The sequence below is a fragment of the Maribellus maritimus genome (assembly GCF_022267315.1).
In the GTDB taxonomy this organism is placed as follows: domain Bacteria; phylum Bacteroidota; class Bacteroidia; order Bacteroidales; family Prolixibacteraceae; genus Draconibacterium; species Draconibacterium maritimum.
The window spans coordinates 48,338-73,084 of the sequence record NZ_JAIKLE010000032.1 but is presented as its reverse complement, the minus strand read 5'-3'; the positions used below and the strand labels follow the sequence as shown (position 1 = coordinate 73,084).

At 37.2% G+C, this 24,747-nt stretch carries 17 protein-coding genes; 12 read left to right on the top strand and 5 right to left on the bottom strand.

Going from position 1 to position 24,747, the window contains the following annotated elements:
• Positions 1-1,026: 1,026 nt before the first annotated feature.
• From K5G00_RS22360 to K5G00_RS22345, 4 genes are all read left to right on the top strand, one after another.
• Positions 1,027-3,267, top strand: coding sequence for a S41 family peptidase (locus K5G00_RS22360; RefSeq protein ID WP_238768674.1), 2,241 nt, complete (start codon positions 1,027-1,029; stop codon positions 3,265-3,267).
• Between the two features lie 117 nt (positions 3,268-3,384).
• Positions 3,385-4,041: an outer membrane beta-barrel protein gene (locus K5G00_RS22355; RefSeq protein ID WP_238768673.1), complete on the top strand. Its 657-nt coding sequence runs from the start codon at positions 3,385-3,387 to the stop codon at positions 4,039-4,041.
• A 221-nt stretch (positions 4,042-4,262) separates the two neighbouring features.
• A complete protein-coding gene (locus K5G00_RS22350; RefSeq protein WP_238768672.1) occupies positions 4,263-4,826 on the top strand; it encodes a hypothetical protein in 564 nt (187 codons plus the stop codon).
• Positions 4,827-5,091: 265 nt separating this feature from the next.
• Positions 5,092-6,675, top strand: coding sequence for a SulP family inorganic anion transporter (locus tag K5G00_RS22345; protein WP_238768671.1), 1,584 nt, complete (start codon positions 5,092-5,094; stop codon positions 6,673-6,675).
• A 3-nt stretch (positions 6,676-6,678) separates the two neighbouring features.
• Here K5G00_RS22345 and hydE read toward each other — a convergent pair whose 3' ends face one another.
• Entirely contained in the window at positions 6,679-7,725 is a 1,047-nt protein-coding gene (gene hydE, locus K5G00_RS22340) for a [FeFe] hydrogenase H-cluster radical SAM maturase HydE (protein WP_238768670.1), read from the bottom strand.
• A gap of 114 nt (positions 7,726-7,839) precedes the next feature.
• Here hydE and K5G00_RS22335 point away from each other — a divergent pair, with 114 nt between their 5' ends.
• From K5G00_RS22335 to K5G00_RS22310, 6 genes are all read left to right on the top strand, one after another.
• The gene (locus tag K5G00_RS22335) at positions 7,840-9,273 is read left to right on the top strand and encodes a TonB family protein (RefSeq protein WP_238768669.1); all 1,434 of its coding nucleotides are present in this window, start codon (positions 7,840-7,842) and stop codon (positions 9,271-9,273) included.
• A gap of 210 nt (positions 9,274-9,483) precedes the next feature.
• Positions 9,484-9,741, top strand: a complete 258-nt coding sequence (locus K5G00_RS22330) for a TM1266 family iron-only hydrogenase system putative regulator (protein ID WP_238768668.1) — start codon at positions 9,484-9,486, stop codon at positions 9,739-9,741.
• A gap of 68 nt (positions 9,742-9,809) precedes the next feature.
• Positions 9,810-11,207, top strand: a complete 1,398-nt coding sequence (gene hydG, locus K5G00_RS22325) for a [FeFe] hydrogenase H-cluster radical SAM maturase HydG (protein WP_238768667.1) — start codon at positions 9,810-9,812, stop codon at positions 11,205-11,207.
• A gap of 57 nt (positions 11,208-11,264) precedes the next feature.
• Positions 11,265-12,656 (top strand): aspartate ammonia-lyase, encoded by a 1,392-nt coding sequence (locus tag K5G00_RS22320; protein ID WP_238768666.1) that lies wholly within the window; start codon positions 11,265-11,267, stop codon positions 12,654-12,656.
• Positions 12,657-12,847: 191 nt separating this feature from the next.
• Entirely contained in the window at positions 12,848-13,207 is a 360-nt protein-coding gene (locus tag K5G00_RS22315) for a hypothetical protein (RefSeq protein ID WP_238768665.1), read from the top strand.
• 138 nt (positions 13,208-13,345) lie between these two features.
• Positions 13,346-18,016, top strand: a complete 4,671-nt coding sequence (locus K5G00_RS22310) for an immunoglobulin domain-containing protein (RefSeq protein WP_238768664.1) — start codon at positions 13,346-13,348, stop codon at positions 18,014-18,016.
• A 44-nt stretch (positions 18,017-18,060) separates the two neighbouring features.
• Here the strand turns inward: K5G00_RS22310 and K5G00_RS22305 are convergent, their stop codons facing one another.
• Genes K5G00_RS22305 through K5G00_RS22295 form a run of 3 tightly spaced genes read right to left on the bottom strand, consistent with a single transcriptional unit; the run spans position 18,061 to position 22,627 of the window.
• Positions 18,061-19,056 (bottom strand): N(4)-(beta-N-acetylglucosaminyl)-L-asparaginase, encoded by a 996-nt coding sequence (locus tag K5G00_RS22305; RefSeq protein ID WP_238768663.1) that lies wholly within the window; start codon positions 19,054-19,056, stop codon positions 18,061-18,063.
• Positions 19,057-19,071: 15 nt separating this feature from the next.
• Positions 19,072-20,877 carry a chloride channel protein gene (locus K5G00_RS22300; protein ID WP_238768662.1) on the bottom strand — a complete coding sequence of 602 codons (1,806 nt, stop codon included), beginning with the start codon at positions 20,875-20,877 and terminating at the stop codon, positions 19,072-19,074.
• Entirely contained in the window at positions 20,861-22,627 is a 1,767-nt protein-coding gene (locus tag K5G00_RS22295) for a chloride channel protein (RefSeq protein WP_238768660.1), read from the bottom strand. Before K5G00_RS22295 ends, K5G00_RS22300 begins: the two co-directional genes overlap by 17 nt.
• Before the next feature lie 131 nt (positions 22,628-22,758).
• Here K5G00_RS22295 and K5G00_RS22290 point away from each other — a divergent pair, with 131 nt between their 5' ends.
• On the top strand, positions 22,759-23,646 hold the full coding sequence (locus K5G00_RS22290) for a TIGR01777 family oxidoreductase (protein WP_238768658.1): 888 nt from the start codon (positions 22,759-22,761) through the stop codon (positions 23,644-23,646).
• Here K5G00_RS22290 and K5G00_RS22285 read toward each other — a convergent pair.
• Entirely contained in the window at positions 23,643-23,894 is a 252-nt protein-coding gene (locus tag K5G00_RS22285) for a hypothetical protein (protein ID WP_238768657.1), read from the bottom strand. The two genes, K5G00_RS22290 and K5G00_RS22285, sit on opposite strands and share 4 nt — an antisense overlap.
• 261 nt (positions 23,895-24,155) lie before the next feature.
• Between K5G00_RS22285 and K5G00_RS22280 the strand changes: the two genes are divergently transcribed.
• Entirely contained in the window at positions 24,156-24,719 is a 564-nt protein-coding gene (locus tag K5G00_RS22280; RefSeq protein ID WP_238768655.1) for an RNA polymerase sigma factor, read from the top strand.
• Positions 24,720-24,747: the final 28 nt, after the last annotated feature.

Below are 24,747 nucleotides of genomic sequence, written 5' to 3'. Positions count from 1 at the left end.
CAAGTTCTTTTAAATCCTCTTTTATATTGAATTTGCTTTGTCTTCCCATGCTTCAAAGATAATACAGCGGCACTATATACTCAAATTGGTATAAGTATACACAATCATATAACAAAAAGCACATTGCGGAAATATACATTGGAAAACTCATCCTCAGTAGAGGGAAAATTTCCAAATGAATAAAACAATATCTTGGATACTAAAATAGATAGTCGTTTTCTTTAAAAGAAGGTTCATTTGCCCAAGGCCGGCAGTTACCCAAAACGTTCAACATCAATTCAAAAACAGAATGCCGCTGATTTCCAACGAATATGGTTTATAAAGACATGTTATAACAAGGCGACGGAACCGAATTCAAAATAACCGGTATCAAATTCAATCAGAAAATTCAGAAATTTATCTTTACCAGGGCCGTATTAAAACAATAACTGTTATAAATAGAAGAGAAAGACAGCTATCGCTTGGCAGTTGTTTTTTGCAAAGCGAAAAAACCAACCTGAAGCTCGCAGAAGGTTTCCTCCTATGGAAAAAGTTCGCCCGAGCACTGGAAGAAGGTTCCTCTGCAGGAGAAAGTTTGCGCGAGGCTTAGCTGAAGGTTTCGGCACTTGCCGAAAGGCTGTTTTGGGTCTTGCTCTGTGTTCTGCAGGTGCCGAAAGGCCTCCGGAGTCCCGGTGGAGACACCGGCAACTGCCGACGCCGTGCGTGAAGGCTGGTTTCTCCTTTTTTCCAAAAAAAGTTGGATGATATGATTTGCAACTACATCGATGTACACAGCCGCTATTTTCGACCGCTATTTTATTTCTGTTCCTCACCGATGTTGTGAAATAATGTTTATTTTAAAAAAAATTAAAACCAAAAACAATACCTGGAGACAAAAGAAAACAAATAATTATATTTTAGATAATTTTACATAAAAGATGTTACTATGCCATCAAATTCGGGGTGTAACATGATCGTTGAAAACGAAATAATATAAATAACATGACCTAGTGGACATACACTTACCGCTAGGGGACATTTTAAAAGATGAAAACAATCAAGAAATATTTATTAATCATTATTAGCATATCTATGCTCTTTGGTTGCCAAAAAAAATCGAGAAAAGTTCAGAATATTGAAACTTTCGGGAAACTGTATGGTTATGCACGCTGGTTTCATCCAAGTGATGAAGCACAGGAAATTGACTGGGACAAATTCGCAATCCTTGGCGTACAAAAAGTAGAAAATATTAAATCAGATGCTGAGCTGAGAGATACCCTGTTTCATCTTTTTTCACCTATCGTTCAAGGACTGCAAATTTCTAATGGAGAAATCAAATCTCCGGTTGACTTACATTCACTAATGCCGTCCGATACTTTAAACAACAAGGTTGTTACATGGCAACATTATGGAGTTAATCTTGGAGAAAAAAGTAATATTTACAAAAGTCACCGCACGTACAGGGATACAACTGACTCTTATTCCGCTTTCATTAAATCAATAACTGATGTATCGAAATTTCAGGGTAAAGAAATAAAGCTAACCGGGTATTTCAAAGTGCAATCTTCAAGCCCGGGCAGTGAAGCGAGGTTATTTTTATTACCTGTCACTGGAAATCAAGATTCACAGTATTTTCAAAGATGGGTGATGAAAAATGGTGTTACTATTAATTCAACGAAGTGGGAGGAACTTGAAGTAGCTGTAAAAATTAGTAACGACACTAAATATATTACACTAGGGGGAATCCTCAAAAATGATATTTCCTTGCTTTCTGATAATCTTTCATTGACCGTTAAAAGAGGAAATAAATGGGAGGAAATAAGCTCTGCGAATCTGGATTTCGAAAAAGACCAAAGTAAATCCAACTTAAACAACTGGCAATTTGTTGAGGATAAACATAAAATTGAATTGATCGAAAGTAATTTTAATTCCCGCAAATTTGCCTTAAAAGCTGAGTACACAGGAAAAATATTTGAAGAAGTTCCTGCGTTTGGAGAATGTATTCACGAATCTATTGGGAACAACCTTTATTGTATAATTCCTTTGGCATTATATGATATAAACGGAGCTACCTACCCAAAGTCTAACGACAGAGAATTATTCGAATTAAAACAGAAGATATCAGAAGCAAAAACAACTTCTGACTTTTATATGTACACCAACCTGGCAAGCATCGTAATTGCTTGGAATGTGTTTCAACACTTTTACTCTTATTTCGATGTAATTAAAACCAATTGGGAAGCAGCTTTGCCTGAAACGTTAGAAGAAACATATTCAAATAATGATAAACCGGACTTTACCAGAACGCTGAGTAAAATGGTTGCAAAACTGGAAGATGGACATGGCGTTATATATGGTACAACAACGTATCATATACCAATCAGGACAGAATTAATTGAGGAAAATATAGTTATAACTGCATCAGATATTCCACAATTCAAAACCGGAGATGTTATAAAGAAAGTAAATGGAGTTAAAGCCGGAAAAGTTCTGGAGGAAATGGAAAAACAAATCTCCGGTTCGCCACAGCTAAAAAAACACCGAGCTTTAAATGTATTCGGACGTACATTCCATTCAGAGATTATGAACGTATTGATAGAAAGAGATGGAAAAGGGTTGTCAATCGATGTTCAAAATAGCATTGGCGGTAACATATTCTTCAATCGAATAAATAATTTTCAATATAAATCAATTGATATTGAAGAGTTTGAACCTGAAATATTCTATATAAATTTAAGTAATTGTACTTCTGCAAATTTTACCAAACATTTGGACAAATTAGCAAAAGCAAAAACTGTAATTTATGACTATCGTTGGGGCGGAAACCTAAACCTGATTGAATTGATTCCTCATTTGATTGATACTACAGTGAATTCTCCCTGGTGGAATATTCCCCAAGTGGTTTATCCAAATCAGAACAATGTAACATATCATAAAAAAAATTGGTCATTACAACCTCAGTTGCCCAGGTTTACTTCCAAAAGTATTATCATAACAGCGCCATGCGTGGTAAGCAGTGCTGAAACAGAAATGGGAATAATCAATCATTATAATTTAGCCACTACTGTTGGTGAACCAACCGCAGGTTGCAACGGAAATGTGAATTGGATTGATTTGCCTTGTGGTTACAAAGTTATGTGGACGGGTATGAAAGTATTAAAACATGATGGTAGTCAACATCACTTAATTGGGTTTCAACCAGACTATCCTATTGAAAGAACAATGGAAGGACTACAAAATGGGAAAGATGAAATTTTAGAAAAAGCGATAGAAATTGCGAAAAAATAAAAATGCCCCCTAACATTTTTCAAAATGTGCAGTTACAAACATAAATTAGAAAACGGAACGCAACCAAAGTTATAATTACAATGTCTTCCAACAGAAATTTTGAAAAAACGAATTACGATGAAAAGTCTTTTGCTTTTGGTCTTTTTATTATCTTCAATTACAGTAAGCAGCCAAGATTTATCCATAGGTATTAATGGAGGTACATTGTTCTCCTCTATTCATAAAACCGAAACCTTGGAAGGTATAACAATGTATAAAGACAGACATTTAACACCCACTTTCGGACTAACTGCCGAGCTGCGGTTATTTAATGAATTTTTTGGCGTATTAGAAGTAAACTATGAGGAAAAAGGATTTGCAGAACATTATTTCTCATCTTTTTCATCAGTTGCTCCAACTCCTCCTGAATCATTGTTTAGAGTTGACAATAAATCCTCTTTTAATTATATATCATTCCCCATTCTTTTGCGTTACAAGTATGGGGAAAAAATAAAAATTTATGGTTCGGCAGGCTTTTCTCCTTCTGTTCTTACTGATGCAGATGAACTTAATTCGGATGTATCTCTAGCTTACAACACAAAAAAGATTGATGTTAGCGGAATTATTGAGGCTGGGTTGGAATTGAATTTATCATCTAACATCGCTCTCAATTGCGGAGCAAGGTATGACAGAAGTGTAACGCACCACAATAAACATCCAAGACCAATAGATGGAGGAGAATTAAGACATACTACTTACCGTTTTTATGGCGGTATTAAATATTACATCAAATAATTTTTCACTTGATATTTGAATGCAATTTCAGATATTTAGACTATTAATAAAAAATGATAATTGAACAAAAAACGACACGGTAACAAATTGTAAATTGCACTGCGAGGTACGTGGTGTGTCGTTCGCCGGATTCTCGCAACATCGTCTCGTGCCGGACAGGACTCCGAAATCCGCAACGATAACATGTCCCAAACATCGGCACTAAAGAAAGCAGCAAATAAATGATATATAAAGAAACAGATTATCAACACAAAAAAAGGTTTGGAAATACAAAATCAAGGATTAAGCTAAAGACTGTAAAAATAGTAACAATTCTTATAGCAATTATAATGGTTATTGGTTTTACGTATTTGGGAAGAGTCGCGGAAAAATCAAGAAACAATAGCAGAGAATTAATAAAAGAATATGGTACAGAGGTTGACTGTAGATTAATATATAAATATGAAACTCAAAGCAATAAAATTTATCATTATCATTTGTTCTTAGATTTTCACCATGGTGACAGTATTGTTGAACTTAAAAGTCAATCTTTTGATTTTGACCGTGAAGATTTCGAGAAAGCAATAATTGGTTTAAAATACAAAGCCTTGGTAATATTAGATGGTAAAAACAAATTTGAATATTCAAAAATACTATTGGATAAACCACTTAAACAATCTTTCTCAAGAGTAGATGAGGAAAGAGAAGATATAAAGTTAAAATATAAAAGCGCAGATCGATTGATTAAAAAATATGGACGGACAGGAAAGGAATTGGATAAAATATGGGAAAAATATTATAAATAATGAATGTTTACAGAGGAAATCCGTACAAGAGTAAAACAGTTCCTTTCAAAACCTCCATTTATCAAACACCTCTGATTCAGAAGGGAATTCAACTGTAATCCCTTCCCCACTTTACCACAACATTAACAATCCCTTTAAAAACATGCTGTAGAACATAGTTTTTAAAATAAGCTCTATCTTCGCGCGCTTTCTCTTTTAAACAAAAGAAATAATAAACAATTCATAGTAACCATTGGCACACAAGGCCTGAGAGAAAGCAAACAACATGAAATTTCAGTTCAAATTTATTGATAAAAAGCAGGGAAGTATAAAAGACGATATCCTCTCGGGATTAACCGTGGCGCTGGCTTTGGTTCCGGAAGCGGTAGCTTTTGCATTTGTTGCAGGAGTGTCGCCCATTGTGGGTTTATACGGCGCTTTTATGATGGGACTTGTCACTTCCGTTTTTGGCGGGCGCCCGGGAATGATTTCGGGAGCCACCGGAGCAATGGCCGTGGTAATGGTTAGCCTCGTACAAAAAGGCAATGTCTTGGGCGACGGACAAGGCTTGCAATACTTGTTTGCGGCGTTAATTCTGGCCGGAATTATTCAAGGGCTGTTTGGCGTTTTCAGACTGGGGAAATTTATTCGTCTGGTTCCCCACTCTGTAATGATGGGTTTTGTAAACGGGCTTGCCATTGTTATTTTCCTGTCGCAGCTCAATATGTTTAAATCGGGCTACAAATGGTTAAGCGGAACTCCGCTTTTAATCATGCTGGGTTTAGTTGCTTTAACCATGCTTATTATGATTGTCCTTCCGAAAATAAGCAAAGCTATTCCGGCCGCGCTGGTGGGGATTTTAGTGGTTTCGGCGATTGTTATTTTCGGAAATATTGAAACTGAAACTGTAAAAAGCTTTATTCAGAATGGTGGCGGTGAAGGCATAAAAGCAGGGCTTCCCTCGTTCAATATTCCGGTCATCCCCTTTAATTTGGACACACTAAAGTTTATATTTCCTTTTTCACTGATCTTGGCGTCGGTTGGTTTGATTGAGTCGCTAATGACATTAAACCTTGTAGATGAGCTCACCGAAACCCGGGGAAGCGGCAACCGCGAATGTGTTGCGCAGGGAACAGCCAATATTATTAACGGATTTTTTGGCGGAATGGGCGGCTGCGCTATGATTGGGCAGAGCATTATCAACATAAAATCCGGCGGGCGCGGACGTTTGTCGGGAATTGTAGCGGCCATTATGTTGCTGATGTTTATTCTTTTCGCCTCAACTTATATCGAAATGATTCCGGTTGCAGCACTTGTGGGCGTGATGTTTATGGTGGTTATCGGCACATTTGCCTGGAGCACATTTAATATCATCAATAAAATTCCGGTTTCCGATTTAATTGTAATCGTACTGGTTACTGCATTAACCGTTGTTTTCGACCTGGCCATTGCGGTTTTGGCTGGTGTAATTGTTTCGGCACTGGTGTTTTCGTGGGAAAACGCCAAACGAATCCGGGCAAAGAAAAGTATTGATGAGCTTGGCTACAAACATTACGAAATTTATGGCCCGCTTTTCTTTGGTTCTACTGCTTTGTTTCAATCAAAGTTTGATGTTCAGAACGACCCGGATGAAGTAATTGTTGATTTCAAAGAATCACGTATCGCAGATCAATCAGCGATTGAAGCCATTAATAAACTGGCCGAACGTTACCAGAAAGTAGGGAAAAACATTCACCTGCGCCACCTCAGTAACGATTGCAGGAAACTGATTAAAAAGGCCGAAAAAATTTGTGATGTAAACATTTTGGAAGACCCGAACTATTTTGTTGCCATTGACCATTATAACCGACTGGTAAAAGAAAAAGCATAAAATTTACCGCTTTCTATTTTGAAAATGTTTTGAATCGCCCCACTCGTTGTAGCCAATTTCGCTGCCGGCCATTTCAATGCGGGCTTCCAGACAATTCCGGCACAAATCAGCATCTTCATCCAAACAAGGTTTGTCTTCATAAAGCAGATATTCTTTCCTGTAATCGCAAGGCGTTAAATTGGGCATTATAACATTGGCTCCCACTTTCAGCGCTTTTTCCCGCCCTGCCGGATCTATTGCCTGCAAAGCAGTGGCGGCAGCAATATTAATATCGGGCATCAGTATTCGCAAAACAGCAATCATATTCAGCGCCAAATCAAAACGCTCCTGTTTACTTTTTAACAGATGTCGGTATTGGTAAAGCGGCGTTTCTTCGTGTTCAATATAAGGCCCCATTCCACACATGTCAATATCCATCTTTTTGAAAAACAGAAGGTCGTTTGCTAAATCCTCGTAAGTTTGAAACGGTAACCCAATCATCACACCCGTGCCCACCTGGTAACCGGCTTCACGCAAAAAATGCAATGCTTCGATTCTTTTCTCAAATAAATGCTTTTCAGTGTTTGGGTGAATTTTATAATACAAATCCCGGTTGGAAGCTTCTATACGCAGTAAATAACGATGCGCCCCGCTTTCAAACCAGCGCTGATAGCTTTCGAGGGTTTGTTCGCCGCAACTCAGCGTAATTCCCAGTTCGCTATTCGACAGTCTTTTTATTTCTTTCAGCAAATTATCAACCCGGGTTACAAACGCCGGAGATGACAACTCCCCGGATTGCAAAACGACTGAGCCAAACCGGTTTTCCCAGGCAAAACGACACGCCGCCAGGATCTCCTCATCAGAAGCATTATAACGAACCACCTTTCCATTACTTTTTCTTATTCCACAATACAAACAATCTTTCGAACAAATATTGGAGAATTCAACCAAACCACGGAAATAAACTTTATTACCAACCGCCGCATCTTTTATTTCCCGCGCCCTGTTTAATAAATCCGCTCTCTCCCTGCCCGAGCTTTTTAAAAGTTCTGTTATTTGCTGTTTGTCCAATTCTACTTGTATTAAAACATCAAAACTAAAGTATTTCTGCTCAGAAATATATGTTAAATCTTAGCAATTCTAAAATAAAATTGATAGGTTTACCTCAAACCAAAAATAACAAACATGAAACCCAGACATTTCATCCTTTTCATTTTTATTCTTTTATCCTTTCTTTTTTTGAATTCTTACTCGCAGGTGATTGTAGGGAACAGAGTTTTGAAAACAGAACCCCATCCTTCATTCGAATACAAAATAATTGTAAAACTATATGATATTAAAAGCCGCGGATTGGTTGAACAGTGGACATTTATCAATCGGGCCGAAGAAATTACACCTGCCAATTTTAACCAACTGCTAAAAGAAGGAAAAATTATACCCGATGGGAAACACCTTTTGTTCCATCCAAACTTAAAAGTAATGTTGGAAGAAAACTTTTCTTCCGGTTTTAAAACAGGGGAAATAATTGGATACTACGAATCAGGAGAAATAAAGTTTAAAGGAAATCAAAATTTAGCACTTAACGGGAAACTGACTCATTACTATAAAAATGGAAATTTAAAAAAGGAAGAAAATTTTAAAGGAGGTATTTTGAGCGGAAAAAGCATAAATTACTTCCCCAATGGAAAAATAAAATCAAAAGCAGAATTCCAAAGCCTTTTGTTAAATGGCAAATATACATCATATTATGAAAACGGTTCGGTAAAAAGAAAAGCCTTGTTTGAAAGGGGAAAAGCTGTTCATGAAAAATGTTTTGATGAATCACATAAAAAGATAGCTTGCAAGGAATTTGTGGTTGCTCCCAGCTTTACTGAAGAAAAATACAATTTTAAAACAGAACTGCGCAAACTGGATCTTCATTTTCATTCCGGGCAAACCGATACTTCATATCTTGAAATAAACCTAAAAGTGGAACCTTCGGGCGTTGTTTCTTTGGAAGGATTTGGTTTTGAAAGAAAAGAAGAATTAGCCCCTTATTTAAACCAATGGATCACAGAGTTGCCCCGGCTAAGGTCGGCAACGATCGATGGAAATCCAATTCCTTGTTATTTGCAGTTAGGAGTTCCGGTTACCGGAAACAAAATGCTTTTTGAATCAGAACCTGAAAGTTACACCACCACTTTCCGCGACTTCGGAACTCAGGAAAATATAATGACATTTCATCAGGTATATAGAAATTTGTCAAATAAACCGGTTTTTATTATTGTAGACAATATGCCTCAATTTCCTGGTGGAGAAAAAGCGTTAAGAGATTTCATCAGTCTCAATATTCGTTATCCCGAACTTGCACAAAAAAGCAAAGTTCAGGGAAAAGTTTATGTAACATTTGTCATTGATTCGAACGGAAGGCCTGGCAATGTAAAAATTTCAAAAAGTGTTCATCCATTACTTGATGCCGAAGCAATCAGGGTTATAAAAGAAATGCCGGATTGGAAACCCGGCTCTCAAAAAGGGAAGCCTGTTAATGTAAGTTATACCGTCCCAATCAACTTTGAACTTACCACTTCCACACAAAAGTCTGTTTCACGTTATTACCGAGGCACTATTATTTCGCAATAAACAGGTTGAACAACATAAAAACTTTGCGGCATTTCTCATTTAATTCTGAACATTTATCCATTACTTTTACAACAGAATCCTGCGGGAAGGCCAATAGCTGACTTTAGGGAAAATTTAAAAGAATAAATTAAGAAGATAGAGGATTATTCTGAAATTCAGATGGTTTATTCAATCGCTTCCCAAAAAAATTCCCGCGTAAAATTTTTATACGTGAAAGAAAATCAAAAAAGACTTGGCTTTGTCGGAATTATTATTGATGACCGTGAGAAATGTGCAGGTGTGGTAAACCAGGCATTAAGTCAGTATTCTGATATTATTTTGGCCAGAACCGGATTGCCCAATGCCAAAGGAAATACTTCGATTATAACACTGGTAATTGATGCAACAACAGATCAACTTGGAACATTAACCGGAAAATTGGGAAATATTCCCGGTGTTTCTGTAAAATCTGGACTGGCAAAAAAGTGAGAAGGTTGACAGGTAAAATCTTCAAAAAATGAAATTTTCTATTTCTAAAACAAATAAAAACTACGACCATGTATAACGTACCTGCAAATTTTATAAACGAACAAAACATTTGGGACACTCTAAAAAACCATCAGAAAGCTGAGACTGCACAAGTAAGAGAAGTACTTTCAAAAGCACGGAAAATGAAAGGCCTGAACTTAGCCGATGTTGCTGTTTTGACCGGTATTAGCGATCCAGAAATGCTGGGGGAACTATTTAATACAGCAAACGAAGTAAAAGAAACAATTTACGGGAAACGGTTGGTTTTATTTGCTCCGCTCTATATTTCAAATATGTGCTCTAACGAATGTGTTTATTGTGCTTTCCGCGCTACCAACAAAGATATTGTAAGAAATGCCTTGTCGCAGGAACACATTGCCCGCGAAGTTGAGGTGCTGATTAACCAGGGACACAAACGAATCCTTATGGTTGCCGGCGAGTCATATCCCAACCAGGGATTTCAGTATATTCTCGATTCCATCCGGACCATTTACAGTGTTAAAACCCAACACGGCGAAACCAGGCGGGTAAACGTAAATATTGCCCCGTTAAGTACCGAAGAATTTAAAATGTTAAAATCTGAAGGCATCGGAACATATCAGATTTTCCAGGAAACCTATCACAGGGAAACTTATAAAAAAGTTCATTTAGGAGGGAAAAAGCGCGACTATAACTGGCGCGTTTGGTCGTTACACCGTGCGATAGAAGCCGGTATTGACGATGTGGGAATTGGTGTCCTTTTTGGCTTGTTTGATTATCGTTTTGAGATTCTGGCAATGATGCAGCATATTTTTGAACTGGAAGATAAATTTGGTGTCGGTCCGCACACCATTAGTGTTCCGCGTTTGGAACCGGCTACCGGAAGCGACCTGGCATCCCATCCCCCGTTTCCGGTTTCCGATATTGATTTTAGAAAAATAGTTGCCATCCTGAGACTGGCGGTACCTTACACCGGAATCATTATGTCAACAAGGGAAACTGCAAAAATGCGCCGCGAAACCTTTGCATTGGGAGTAAGCCAGATTTCTGCAGGAAGCCGCACCAATCCGGGGGGTTACGAAGAAGAAACCGAAGATGATCCTTCCGGACAGTTTAGTTTAGGCGACCACCGTCCCCTGGATGAAGTCATTCGCGACGTGGCTTCCATGGGATATGTTCCGTCGTTTTGCACTGCCTGTTACCGTTTAGGCAGAACCGGTCAGGATTTTATGGATTTGGCAAAACCAGGAGATATAAAATTACATTGTGCACCAAATGCTTTGTCCTCTTTTAAGGAATATCTTCAAAATTATGCCCAACCGGAAACTGTTAAAACAGGAAATGAACTGATTCAAAAAACGATTGCCGAAATGGACGGAATTGCCAGACAGAGAGCCGAAAAACTGGTTAAACGTGTTGAGGCGGGAAGAGATGATGTGTATTGTTAACGCTATAAATTGGAGAAGCAATTTGCAAATTAAAAAAATATACAGATTAATATATCAATGAAATTTAGAACAGAATCTGACTATTTGGGCAAAAAACAAATTCCTACAGATGCTCTTTGGGGAATCCATACGGCACGCGCAGTGGAGAACTTTCCAATTACAAACAGAAAAATTCCTTCCGAATTTATTTGTGCATACGGTGAGGTAAAATTGGCCTGTACACAAATCAATAATGACCTTGGTTTTTGGGACTCAAAGGAGAAGTCTTCGGCCATTGAAAAAGCTTGTTCTGAAATGAGTAACGGATTGCTGAACGAACATATTTTAGTTGATGTATTTCAGGGAGGAGCAGGCACCTCAACAAATATGAACGTAAATGAGGTAATTGCCAACCGGGCGCTACAAATTTTAGGCAAAAAGCCGGGAGACTATCAAATCATTTCGCCTCTCGACGATATTAATCTTCACCAGTCAACCAACGATACTTATCCGACAGCACTTAAAATCGCCGCAATTCGTCTGCTTCGCGACCTGGAACAAAAAGTACTTGAACTACAGGAAATTTTTCAGCAAAAAGAAAAAGAATTCGCGCACATCATAAAAATTGGGAGGACTCAACTGCAAGATGCTGTTCTTACTACTCTCGGGCGCGAAATGAGTGCATATGCCGAAGCATTTAACCGTGACAGATGGCGGATATATAAATGCGAAGAACGTTTACGTGTGGTCAACCTGGGAGGAACAGCCATCGGAACCGGACTGGGGGCCCCTAAAAAATTCATCTTCAGAGTAGTTGAAAGCTTACGTGAAAATACAAACATTGGATTGGCCAGAAACGAAAACCTCATTGACGGAACACAAAACAACGACGTTTTTGTTGAAGTATCGGGGATTTTAAAAGCACATGCCTCCAACCTCCTTAAAATAAGTAACGATTTGCGTTTGCTTTCCTCTGGCCCTGATGCCGGATTAGGCGAAATCAACCTCCCTCAAAAACAGGCAGGTTCCTCCATTATGCCGGGAAAAATAAACCCGGTTATTCCCGAAGCAGTGGCACAGGTGGCATTACAGGTGGCAGGAAACGATCAGATTATCTTTCAGGCCTGTAGCTCAGGAAACCTGGAACTGAATCAGTTTATGCCAATCATCACAAACGCACTGCTGGAAAGTCTTCTGTTTTTAAAAAATGCATGCGATATTTTTAACAAACATTGTGTTGCAGGTATTACTGCCAACGAAGAAGTTTGTTTAAGGAATGTTGAAAGTTCAACCGCTACAGTAACAGCCCTTATTCCCAAAATTGGTTATGAAAAAGCAAGTAAAATAGCCCAATTGTCAAAAAAAGAAAAACTTTCCATTAAAGAATCGGTTTTAAAATCAGGTGTGATGACACTGGAAGAATTTGAGCGCTTAATTACACCTGAAGCCATCTGTAAACTCGGAAATTAACACAGCACCATTAACAACTCATTAACTTTTACAAAATCAACTAAAAAACAATTAGTTACAAACAGTTTAAAATAAAAATACAAAAATATCTTTTAATTCTTTTGTGTTAATTAAAAATCTTATTATTATTGAATCTAAATTAACATTGAGAATTGTAAAATTTATATTTTATAACTTAAAATTAGAAAATCATGAAAAAGGTATTATTTGTTCTGGCATTAGTTGCAGTTTATGGAATTTCAGTTTCAACAGCAAGCGCGAAAATGGTTGTTGTTGATAACAACAATGTAACAGTTGTTGCAGAAGATAACAAAAAAGCACCGGAAGGTGACGAAACAAAAGCAAAAGAAGCGAAAGCAACAAAAAGTGCAGGATGCGGAGACAAAGCAGTTAAAACTGCCAGTGCATCTGCAAAATCAGCGGGCTGTGGTGATAAACCAAAAGCAGTAGGTACTGCATCTGCAAAATCTGCTGGTTGTGGCGACAAAGCTGTAAAGACAGCGGAAGCGCAAACCAGTAAAGAGAAAAAATCAGAAGAAGGTACCGAATAATGACATAATTTGTAATATAAAAAAAAGAAGCTGCTCATATTTGAGTGGCTTTTTTTATTTTAAAAAACATAAAACGATATGCTCGTTTCATTATTTTGTTATTTTTATTTTGTTAAAAATCAATAAAAACCAAAATCAATGAAACAAGTAAACCTCCTCTTCGCATTTCTTCTGTTTTTTACATTTGCCAACCTTAACGCACAAAACACTTATATTCCCGACGACAACTTTGAACAAGCCCTCATCAACCTGGGATATGATTCCGGGGAGTTGAATGATTCAGTGCCTACAGCAAATATTAACGTAATTACTGACTTAAATATCAACTCTAAAAATATATCTGACTTGACAGGGATTGAAGATTTTACATATTTGCTTAACTTATATTGTAACTATAATAATATTGTAAGTCTCAATTTGAGTGAAAATATAAATCTATGGGGTCTGGAATGTAAAAATAACAAAATCACCGATTTAAATATAAGCAGCTGTAGTCAGCTACACTGGATAGATTGTTCTAAAAACAATTTATCAAATCTGGATATTAGCAACAATATCGCTTTAAATAGTATAAATTGTTCGGAAAATCAACTGATAAATTTGGATGTAAAAAATTGTTTAGAACTTAGAAGCCTAAATTGTAACCTAAATCATCTTACGAATATTGACATTAGTGCCAACACCGAATTGAGTTCCTTAAACTGTTGTTTTAATGAAATTAAAATACTAAATCTCTCAAATAATTCTAATTTAACTCTTCTTAATTGTTTTGAAAATAATATTTCAGATCTTGATCTTTCAAATAATACCGCTCTGCGCCATATTGAATGTTATTCAAATCAGATAGCCAACCTCAATGTGAGTAATAGTAGTGAATTGATTGAATTGACCTGTCAGAACAATTTGCTTCAAACACTGGATGTTTCAAATAACTTGTTACTTATGAATTTGCTATGTTCCAATAATCAACTTTCAACATTAAATGTAGCTACAAATCCAAACTTATTCTATCTACAGTGTTCTGATAACCAAGTTGAAAACCTGGATATTAGTGAAAATAATAAATTAATTCTGCTTAAATGCGACAATAACAAGCTTGCATGGCTAAACGCAAAAAACGGGAACAATCTGAATATGACAAGTGCTGACCCTCACACAGGTTTTAGTGCTATAAATAACCCTGACCTTACTTGCATTCAGGTTGATAATCAGGAAAAATCTTTAACGTATGAAGATTGGGCAAAAGACGAAAACGCCAGTTATTCGGAAAACTGTAGCTTAGATCAAACTAAAATCCCACTTTCAGAATATAACAGTTTAGTAGAATTGTACAATTCAACACTCGGTGAAGAATGGTTCAACAATGAAAATTGGCTTGATACTGTAAATTCCTCTGCTAACTACTGGTATGGTATAACTGTTACAAACGGACACGTGACAAAAATTGAACTGCCCGATAACAATTTGCAGGAAGCAGCTTTTGAAAATCCACTTCAACTATCAAAGCTGGAAGTACTTGACCTGAGTGGAAACAATCTTGATGATGCCAACTTTTCAAGTCTGGATATTTTATCAAATCTGACGAGTTTGCATATTGAGAATAACGGTTTTGTTTTTAAGCATATTATCGAAATCTTTGACTTGACAAATTACTGTAACTTTTCAGGTGATTTTACTTACTCACCACAAAAAAAAATAGATCTCACAGAAGAATTGGAGTTAACTCCCGGCGAGACTCTTGAAATGAGTATAAATCCGTTTTTTGTTTCTTCAGGAGATTTATTCCAATGGTACAAAGACGGCTTGCCATTAGAAGGTGAAACTGAAGATTTTTATGACAAAACAAATGTAACCATAAACGATTCCGGCTCTTACTATCTGGTAGTTACCAATCCCGATGTCGCAGAATTAACATTACAATCAAAGAACAAACACGTTACAATCAAAGAATTGGTTGGAGGAGTTCCGCGGTCGGAATATGACGCATTGGTTGTACTTTTTAATTCAATGAATGGAATCAATTGGAATAATAATACTAACTGGCTAGACACAACAAATCATTCGGTTTCCGACTGGTATGGAATTACGGTTTCAGAAGAACACATAACCCACATAATATTAAACAACAACAACTTAAATAACAGCATACCTAAAGAAATTGAAAAGATTAACAACCTCCAATCTTTAAATTTATTTGACAATCATATTGAAGGACCAATTCCAAATGAAATAGGCAATCTAAATAAATTGCAGTATTTAAACCTGGAACGAAACTTGATAGGTAAAATGCCAGAAAATAGTTCTCGTGTTGCACGACAGATACCTGATGAAATAGGAAATATTAGTTCACTCAACACATTACGATTATCGTATAATTATCTTCAGTTTAACGATATTGAAGCTATTTTTTCATGGTCAAATTATCCCGGGTTCATTGATTTTAGTTACAATTATCAAAATGGCCTTCATGAAAGGAAAGAAATTACTGCGGAACCTGGTGAAAATATAACAGTCACAATGTCACACTATTTTCCCGGTAATTACGATACTTTCCAGTGGGTAAAAAACAATGATCCCATTTCAGGAGGAAATTCGGAAACACTTGAATTGGAAAATGTTCAGTTAGCTGACGAAGGTTCATATTATTGTATTATATCAAATTCTGTAGTTCCTGACCTGTCAATCTTTAACTATTCCACAACAATTACCATAAATGATGTTCATGGTGCCGGAGTTCGATTATCTGAATACAAAGCTTTGGAAAAATTTTATACGGTTAATAACGGAGAAAATTGGAAATGGAACGAAAACTGGTTGGACACGGTAACCTGCAGTGTTGGTGAATGGGCTGGAGTGCAGGTTGAAGATGGTCATGTGCGAATGTTGAGAATGGACTCTACAAATGTTACCGGCGCTTTGCCTGAGGAACTTGCAGATTTAATTTTCTTGGAAAAATTTTATGCTTTTGGCAATAATATTACAGGACCTCTCCCCTCGTGGATTGGAGAATTAACCAACCTCGAAAGACTCCATCTTGGCAATAATAACTTAAGCGGAGAAATACCGGCCAGTATTGGCCAATTGAAAAAGCTAAATTCATTGGAACTTAGTCGTAACAAGCTTGAAGGGAATATCCCACCGGAAATTGGAAATGATACAAGCCTTGTATTTCTAGCGTTGGATAATAACAATCTTACCGGCCCAATTCCTGAAGAAATTGGAAATCTTAAAAAACTACGGCATTTAATACTCGAACACAACGGATTAAGTGGAACAATCCCGGGAAATCTGGGCGCTCTCACAAATCTTTTCACTCTGGATTTAAGTCATAATCAACTCACAGGTCCTTTGCCCGTTGAACTCAAAAATTTGGAAAGCATTTACAGATTTGATATTGACTATAACTTACTTGGAGAAATCGATTTGAACAAAAGTGCTGTCATAGATAATAATCGTCAAATTCCGGATGAACTAGCGAGCTTACTCCAAATGGACTCACTTTATCTTGGAGGAAACCAGCTTCAGTTTAACGATATTGAGGCTATTTTCTCATGGGAAAACTACAACAGTTTTAAAGAATTTATTTATGTCCCGCAGGATTCTATCGGCGTTTCTACATTGCAACAAACATCACCGGGCGAAAATCTTATCTTATCCATCGAAAATTACTTTGCTGGTCCGTCTGACCAATATCAATGGTATAAGAATGGAAGTAGTATCTATGGGGCAACTACAGCAACTCTGGCTTTAAATGACCTGCAACTTTCCGATGCTGGGAAATATTATTGTAAAATTATCAATCCTGTTGCTACTGAATTAACACTATACAGCAGGGCAATAACCGTTCAGGTTACAGAAGAAATAAAAGGAGCCGGAGTTCCGCTTTCTGAATACAAAGCTCTTATAGAAATCTTCGACAATTTTGGCGGAAACAACTGGTCAGAAAATACAAACTGGTTAGATACAATAAATTATTCTGTTGGCGAGTGGGAAAGAATAACAGTTGAAAATGGACATGTAACAGCTCTTGATCTTTCCGGCTTAAACCTGGAAGGAAATATTTCAGCCTATTTTGCAGACTTCGATTCACTAAAATGGCTGAATTTATCCAATAACGATTTCAACGGAATATTTACATCGTTATTTGAAAAAAGTGCACTAAAAACTTCAATTATTTCAGAAGAATCGACGTTGAAATACCTGAACATTGCAAACAACAAATTTGTCTTTGCTGATTTGGAGCCAAGTGTTAATGAACTAAAATCGATTAACGAGTTTATTTACGCTCCACAGGCAAAAATTGGCAATTTAACCGATACAGCTGTCTTTATAAATCAAAATATTGAATTTACAATAAGCAACTATACTTGCGGAGAATCGGACGACCTTGTATGGTATAAAGACGGAACAGAAATTACAGGTGCAAACCAATTGACCTTTTCAATCGAAAACGCAACAGTGGCTGACAGTGGCAAATATACCTGCCAGGTTACAAATTCGGTTTTCCCGGAATTAACACTGTTTTCTGATACCTTAAAACTTTCAGTGCTAATTCCCGATGGAATAGAAAAACCTGACATTGAGGATATCCGGATTTATCCCAATCCGGGCAAGCAACGTATTTTTGTTGAAACAGGAAATAAATCAGTACATATTAAGGCATTTGATTTAGCTGGGGTTCTAATTCTCGAAAAAAAGAATTTTCAATCTGGCTGGATAGAAATACAGTCGTTTGTACCCGGTATTTATCTTTTCAGAATGGAGGATAAGAACGGGGAGGTAATCAATAAAAAAGTAATCATCAAATAGATTTCAACGGGGCAGTTTTTGCAAAAGATGCAGACTGCTCCTTTTTATAACTTTTTCAACCAGGCTTCCGCATCTACCAGTTCAGAAAAAGATGTTGTTTTAACCGCGTAATTAAATCCGGGTTGGATACAATAAGCGCCGTACTCCCCTTTTACATTCAACGCCAGAAAACCAACCTGGTGATTTTGGTAATCCGGAATTTTTCGCGCAATTCGTTTCACAGCTTCCTCGCAGGCCCGTGCCGGTGATTTTCCGCTGCGCATCATTTCAACAACCAAAAATGTCCCCAATGTTTTCATAACCAACTCTCCTGTTCCTGTCGCTACTGCCCCCCCTATCTCTCCATCAACAAAAAGTCCGGCACCAATAATAGGTGAATCTCCCACCCTGCCCGGTAATTTGTACCCCATCCCACTGGTAGTGCAGGCTCCCGATAGTCTTCCCTTATCATCAACAGCCAGCATACCAATGGTATCATGATTTTCTTCCAGTTGATTTTCAATATTGATTTTAGAACTAAACCCGCGCTTTTCCTTTTTCCATTTTTTCCATTCTTTTTTTCGCCCGGGAGTGAGCAACTTTTCTTTTTCAAAACCATTTTCCAAAGCAAATTCCAATGCTCCTTTTCCGCTCAACATCACATGCGGAGTTTTTTCCATCACCAATCGTGCTACAGAAACAGGGTGTTTGATATGTTGCAAATACGTCACACTTCCTGCGCGTCCTTTTTCGTCCATTATACAGGCGTCTAATGTAACTTTTCCTTTGGCATCAGGTATCCCGCCATATCCCACAGTAATCACCTCGGGATCTGCCTCCGGCACACGAACTCCCGCTTCAACTGAGTCAAGAGAATAACCTCCGCTCCCCAATATCTCCCAGGCAGCTTCGTTAGCCGGCAATCCGTGATTCCACGTCGATACAACAACAGGCAATTTATTTTCTTTCTGAGAAGTATACTTCGCAGAGCTATATTTTGTAAGTGTTAAACCGGCAAAAGCCAGCGAGCTTTTTGTTATAAATGAGCGACGGGTAACCATTTTTCTTTTTTTTAATTAATCGTGTGAGAAATCCTGAAGCGTTTTTCTGTATTTTGAAAATACAACCGCTCTCGAAATAAATCCAAGATACTTCCCTTCGTCAATAACAGCGAGATTGTATCTTCCGGAAGTTTCAAATTTTTCAGCAGCCTTCTCCATATTATCTGTCGGAGAAATATAAAATTCAGGCATGTACATTAAATCTTTAACTTTTACCGAATCATATAAATCTGTTTCAAAAATCAAATTCTTAACATCGGCCAACTTTACCATTCCGTGCATCTTCCCTTCTGAATCCACAACTGGATATAAATTTCGATGTGAATGCGATATTGCTTTTACCAAATCCCTTAAAGTAGCATCGGGTGATAGTATTTCAAAATCAGTTTCAATAAGTTTACGCAATTTCATCATCTTTAAAACTGCTTTATCTTTATGATGCGTTATTAATTCCCCCCGCTGAGCAAGGCGTTTTGTATAAACAGAATGAGGCTCAAAACGCATTATGGTTACATAAGCAATCGTTGAGGTTACAATCAATGGGATAAAAAATCCATACCCCCCTGTGATCTCAGCAGTAAGAAAAACTCCGGTTAAAGGGGCGTGCATTACGGCCGCCATCATTCCAGCCATTCCAGCAAGAGCAAAGCTATTCTCAGGAAGACCTGCATCGTAAATTAAATTGATGATACGCGCGAGAAAAAAACCAGCCACAGCTCCCATAAAAAGTGTTGGGGCAAAAATACCACCGATACCACCGGAAGCAGTAGTAGCCGACATGGCGACAACTTTAAACAAAAGTATTCCTGCCAAAACAAGGATGATCAGATAATCGTTATTTTTCCATCCGGAAAACATGGGGCTGTCAAGAAGTTCAACTCCATTCCCGTTAAAAATCTTCAGGATACTTGAATAACCTTCACCAAAAAGCGGAGGAAAGAGCAGAACCAATATTCCCAATACAAAACCGCCGACAAGTAACCTAAAAACCCAACTTTTTATGGAAGCAAACTTTTTTTCGAGAGACATCGTTGCCCTGGTAAAAAACAAACCAAGAAAGCCGGTAAAAATTCCGAGAATAATAAAAAACCAAATTGAATTGATATGAAAAGGCTGAATCTGGGTAAACCTGAGCAGCACACCTTCTCCCATAAAGAAGAAAGAAATTGTAGTAGCCGAAACTGCAGAAATTAACAAAGGGATAAGATAAGCCATTGTCATATCCAGCATCAAAACTTCAAGTGTAAATACGATTCCGGCGATTGGAGCATTAAAGATTCCGGCAATAGCACCTGCTGCTCCGCACCCAACCATTAGAGTTACATATTTATAATTCAGTTTAAAAATACGTGCGAGGTTTGAACCAATGGAAGCGCCGGTTAACACAATTGGTGCCTCAGAACCAACCGAACCTCCAAACCCGATAGTCAGTGAACTGGCTACCATAGAAGAATAGGTATTATGAGGTTTTAAACGGCTTGCTTTTTTTGAAATTGCATAAAGTATTTTTGATACTCCATGCCCCAAATCATCTTTTATAAAAAAACGAACAAACAACACCGTAAAAAATATTCCTATCAAAGGATAAACCAGGTAGAGATAACTAAATCCCTCAACAGCAAACCACCCGGTTAATTCTTCTTCAACAAAATGAATAAGATTTTTTAAAACCAAAGCCGCTATTCCGCTAAGCAATCCAATAATTAAACTCAAAAGATAAAGAAACCTACGTTCAGGAATATTTGCAATTCTCCACGCGACAATTTTGTTCAAAGTCTTTTTTGAACCCGTCAACCACCAATACTTAAATATGCGATACATCTTTAATCTGTTTGCGATAATTGGTAAAAACCCTGGCCCTCGATATAAATCCTAAATATTTACCATTTTCAATCACCGCCAGATTATATCTGCTGGAAGATTCAAATTTATTGGCAACCACATCCATACTATCATTGGGATCGATATGGTATTCAGGCATGTACATCAATTCACTTATTTTTACCTTGTCATATAATTCATGATTAAATATCATATCTCTGACATCATCCATTTTTAGCATTCCAACCATATTTCCTTGCTCATCAACCACAGGAAATAAATTTCGGTGATTACGGGAAATTGCCTTGGTTAAGTCGCCCAGAGTAGCATCGGGAGAAAGTTTTTCAAAATCAGTTTCTATAAGTTTTCTGACTTTTAGCATTTGCAGCACATTTGCATCTTTATCGTGGGTTAATAACTCTTTTCGTTGAGCCAACTGAATGTGATATACTGAATTTGGAGTAAAAGTACGGACAATAATGTATGCAAAAGTTGCTGTAATCATAAGCGGGACAAACAGTTTATAACCACCGGAAATATCGCCAATTAAAAAAATGCCGGTTAAAGGTGCGTGCAATACCCCGGCGATTAGTCCTGCCATACCGATCAGCGCAAAATTGTTTGAATTTATTTGCCGAATACCGGAAAGATTGATCAATTGCGCAAATAACATTCCTGTATTTACTCCCATAAACAGTGTTGGAGCAAAAATACCTCCTACTCCTCCCGCTCCAAAGGTTAACGAAGTAGCCACAATCTTCAACAAAACAACTATTGTTAACAGCACAAGTGCCGCCCATAATTCTTCCCTTAAACCGTAAAACAAACTGTTATTAAACAAATATTCGAGATCCCCTGCCAAACAAGAGTTTATGGCCTCATATCCTTCCCCGAATAGAGAAGGAAACAAAAATATCAGCAGCCCCAGTCCAGCTCCTCCAAGTAGTAAACGAAACCATTTGTTTTCCATCCTATCAAAAATCTTCCCCAAAAAGGTGTACATTTTAATGAAGTAAACAGAAACAAATCCTGCTATAATTCCTAAAACAATATAGTAAGGCAGGTCGGCAAGCTCAAAGGCGACATTTACTTCAAAAGGATAAAGTACATTTTGCCCTAGAAAAAAATAAGAGGTAACCACCGCAGTAGCCGATGAAAGCAGCAAAGGAACCAGGGAAAAAACAGTTAAGTCGATCATTATAACTTCTACTGCAAATACAATTGCTGCGATAGGCGCTTTAAAAATGGCAGCCATCGCTCCGGCGCAGGCACAGGCCAGTATCAGGATTGTATTTTTGTAGTTTAGTCTAAAAGCACGGGATAACCATGATCCCCAGGCAGCTCCGGTAGCAACAGTAGGTCCTTCCAACCCAACAGAACCACCAAAGCCGACTGTTAAAGAACTGGCAACAACTGATGAAAATAAATTGTGATTACTTATTCTCCCGTTCTTTTTTGAGATACCATAAAGAACGGTTGGAATACCATGGCGAACTTCCCTGCGAATTACAAACCGCACAATGATAACGGTTATTAAAATACCAACAATGGGAAGTGCAAAGTAGATGTAATTATGTACTTCACTGGCAATTAGCTTATTTACAGTTTCCTGAGTAAGTCTGACCATGTTCTTTATGACAACTGCTGCAAATCCTGCCAGCAAACCAACCAGAATACTCAACGCGGTAATAAATCCACGTTCACTCATATTTCTTAGCCGCCACTTATGAAATCGAACTATTATGTTCATTTTTTTACTCATTCCTGTGCAAAATTAACAAAACCTCAGCTTAACGGAGGAATTTTCACAACTTAAGCTGTTAATTTTTTGTTATCCTAAAACAAATGCTTTAAATGTGAAAATATATTTCTTTCAAAAGAATGAATACCGGTACAATTAAAAAGAATCAAAAAATAAAGATTACAGGAGCCGGCGGATATTTAGGCAGTTTAATTTGGGAAGAATTTGTTAGGGCAGGATATAAAGTTTCCGGAATAAGCCGCGAGCTGTTATATAGCGATACCGACCTGTTAAAAAACGAACTAATGGAAGCAGATGTAGTAATTAACCTTGCCGGCGCTCCAATTCTTCAACGGTGGACAAATAAGAACAAAAATACTATTTATACCAGCCGGATAACTACAACTCAAAATTTGGTAAAAGCGATTCGTTTGCTGCCGCCCCATCAACAACCCAAAAAAGTAATTTCTGCTTCGGCAATCGGAATCTATAAAACAGGTGAATACCACGATGAAAACAGCAATCGATTTGATTCAGGATTTGTTGGTAAAGTGGTACTTGACTGGGAAAATGCACTTGAGGAACTACCTGAAGATATTCAAAAAACCGCTTTCAGAATTGGATTAGTTTTAGGGAAAAAAGCAAAAACAATTCAAAACTTACTACTTCCGTTTAAAATAGGCCTTGGAGCAACTATTGGAAATGGGAAGCAAGCATTTCCATTTATTCATGAAAAGGATGTCACGAAAGCATTTTTGTGGGCTGCAGAAAAATATCAAACTACAGCAACCTTTAATCTAACGGCACCAACAAAAATAAGCAATAAAGAATTCACCAAAGCATTGGCAAAGAGTTTAAACCGACCTGCTTTCTTGTTTATTCCGGGACTTATTTTTAAACTATTGTATGGAGATGCGGCAAAATTAATAACAGAATCTCCTGCCGTTTCATCAAAAAAATTAATAGAAGCAGGATTTCATTTTAAATACCCAGACATCGATTCGGCTATAAAACAGATAACTTCTTAGTTATAATTCTTTTTACTAAAATCATCAATTATTTTACTAAAAGCATAAAAAAGTGTGTCGCTTTTTTGCTGTTCACTTGAGATTTCCTGCTTTTCAGGTACAACAATATTTTTTTCTTTCGGTGATTCAATATCGGCTTTTACATAGCCCCAAAAAACCATAAAACTTAAACTGAAAAAATATAAAACACCTTTTCCTATTTTCCACAATTTCCTTTCTCTGGAAATCATATTTTGAAGTTTATGCATCTGAGTCTTCATTTCAATCATTCTTTACGTCCTGATGTTTATAACGTAATTTTGGTTGCGTTGTTTTGAAGATATCACAAAAATCCGGTAAGTTTTATTTAATTTTTACAAAAACTATGATTATTAAGACAAAATTAAAACAAGAGCATTTAACAAAAAATAACATATCTAAAAATCTCACGAAGGAAATCCTGTTCTAAAAGCTATCTCGTAAATTGGAAATATGAATAGTATTCTACATATTTGTTTTTATTTCAAAAAGTGACCGACACCGAACTTTTCAAAAAATTAACTTCAGGCAACAAAAAAGCGTTTGACCAGTTGTTTTTGCGTTACTACAAAAACATGTGCCGTTTTTCACTGACTTTTGTACATGATACCAACGACTCGGAAGAGCTTGTTCAAAAGCTCTTTGTCAGGCTTTGGGAAAACCGAAAAAAACTGGAAGCCCCGGAGGATATCAAGGCTTTTCTTTTTAAATCGGTTTATTATGAATCGATGAAACTAATTCGAGAAAAGAACACGCGTAAAAAATACATCTCAGAGTACTTCTTAAATTTCAAATTAATTCAGGAAGAGCCGGAAGACTATTCCACTATTATGCCCTACCTGAACAAAGCTATCCAAAAGCTTCCTGAAAGGTGCAAACAGATTTTCATCCTCAACAAACTCGAAGGTTTAACTCAAAAAGAAATTGCGGAATATCTGGGCATATCAATCAAAACGGTTGAGAATCAAGTCGCCATCGCCATTTCAAAATTAAGGGAAGAAGTAAAACCATTCTTACATTTAATCCCTGCAACTTTACTTTTTATCATTCTTTAGCAAAATTTTCGATAAACTTTAGGGGGTT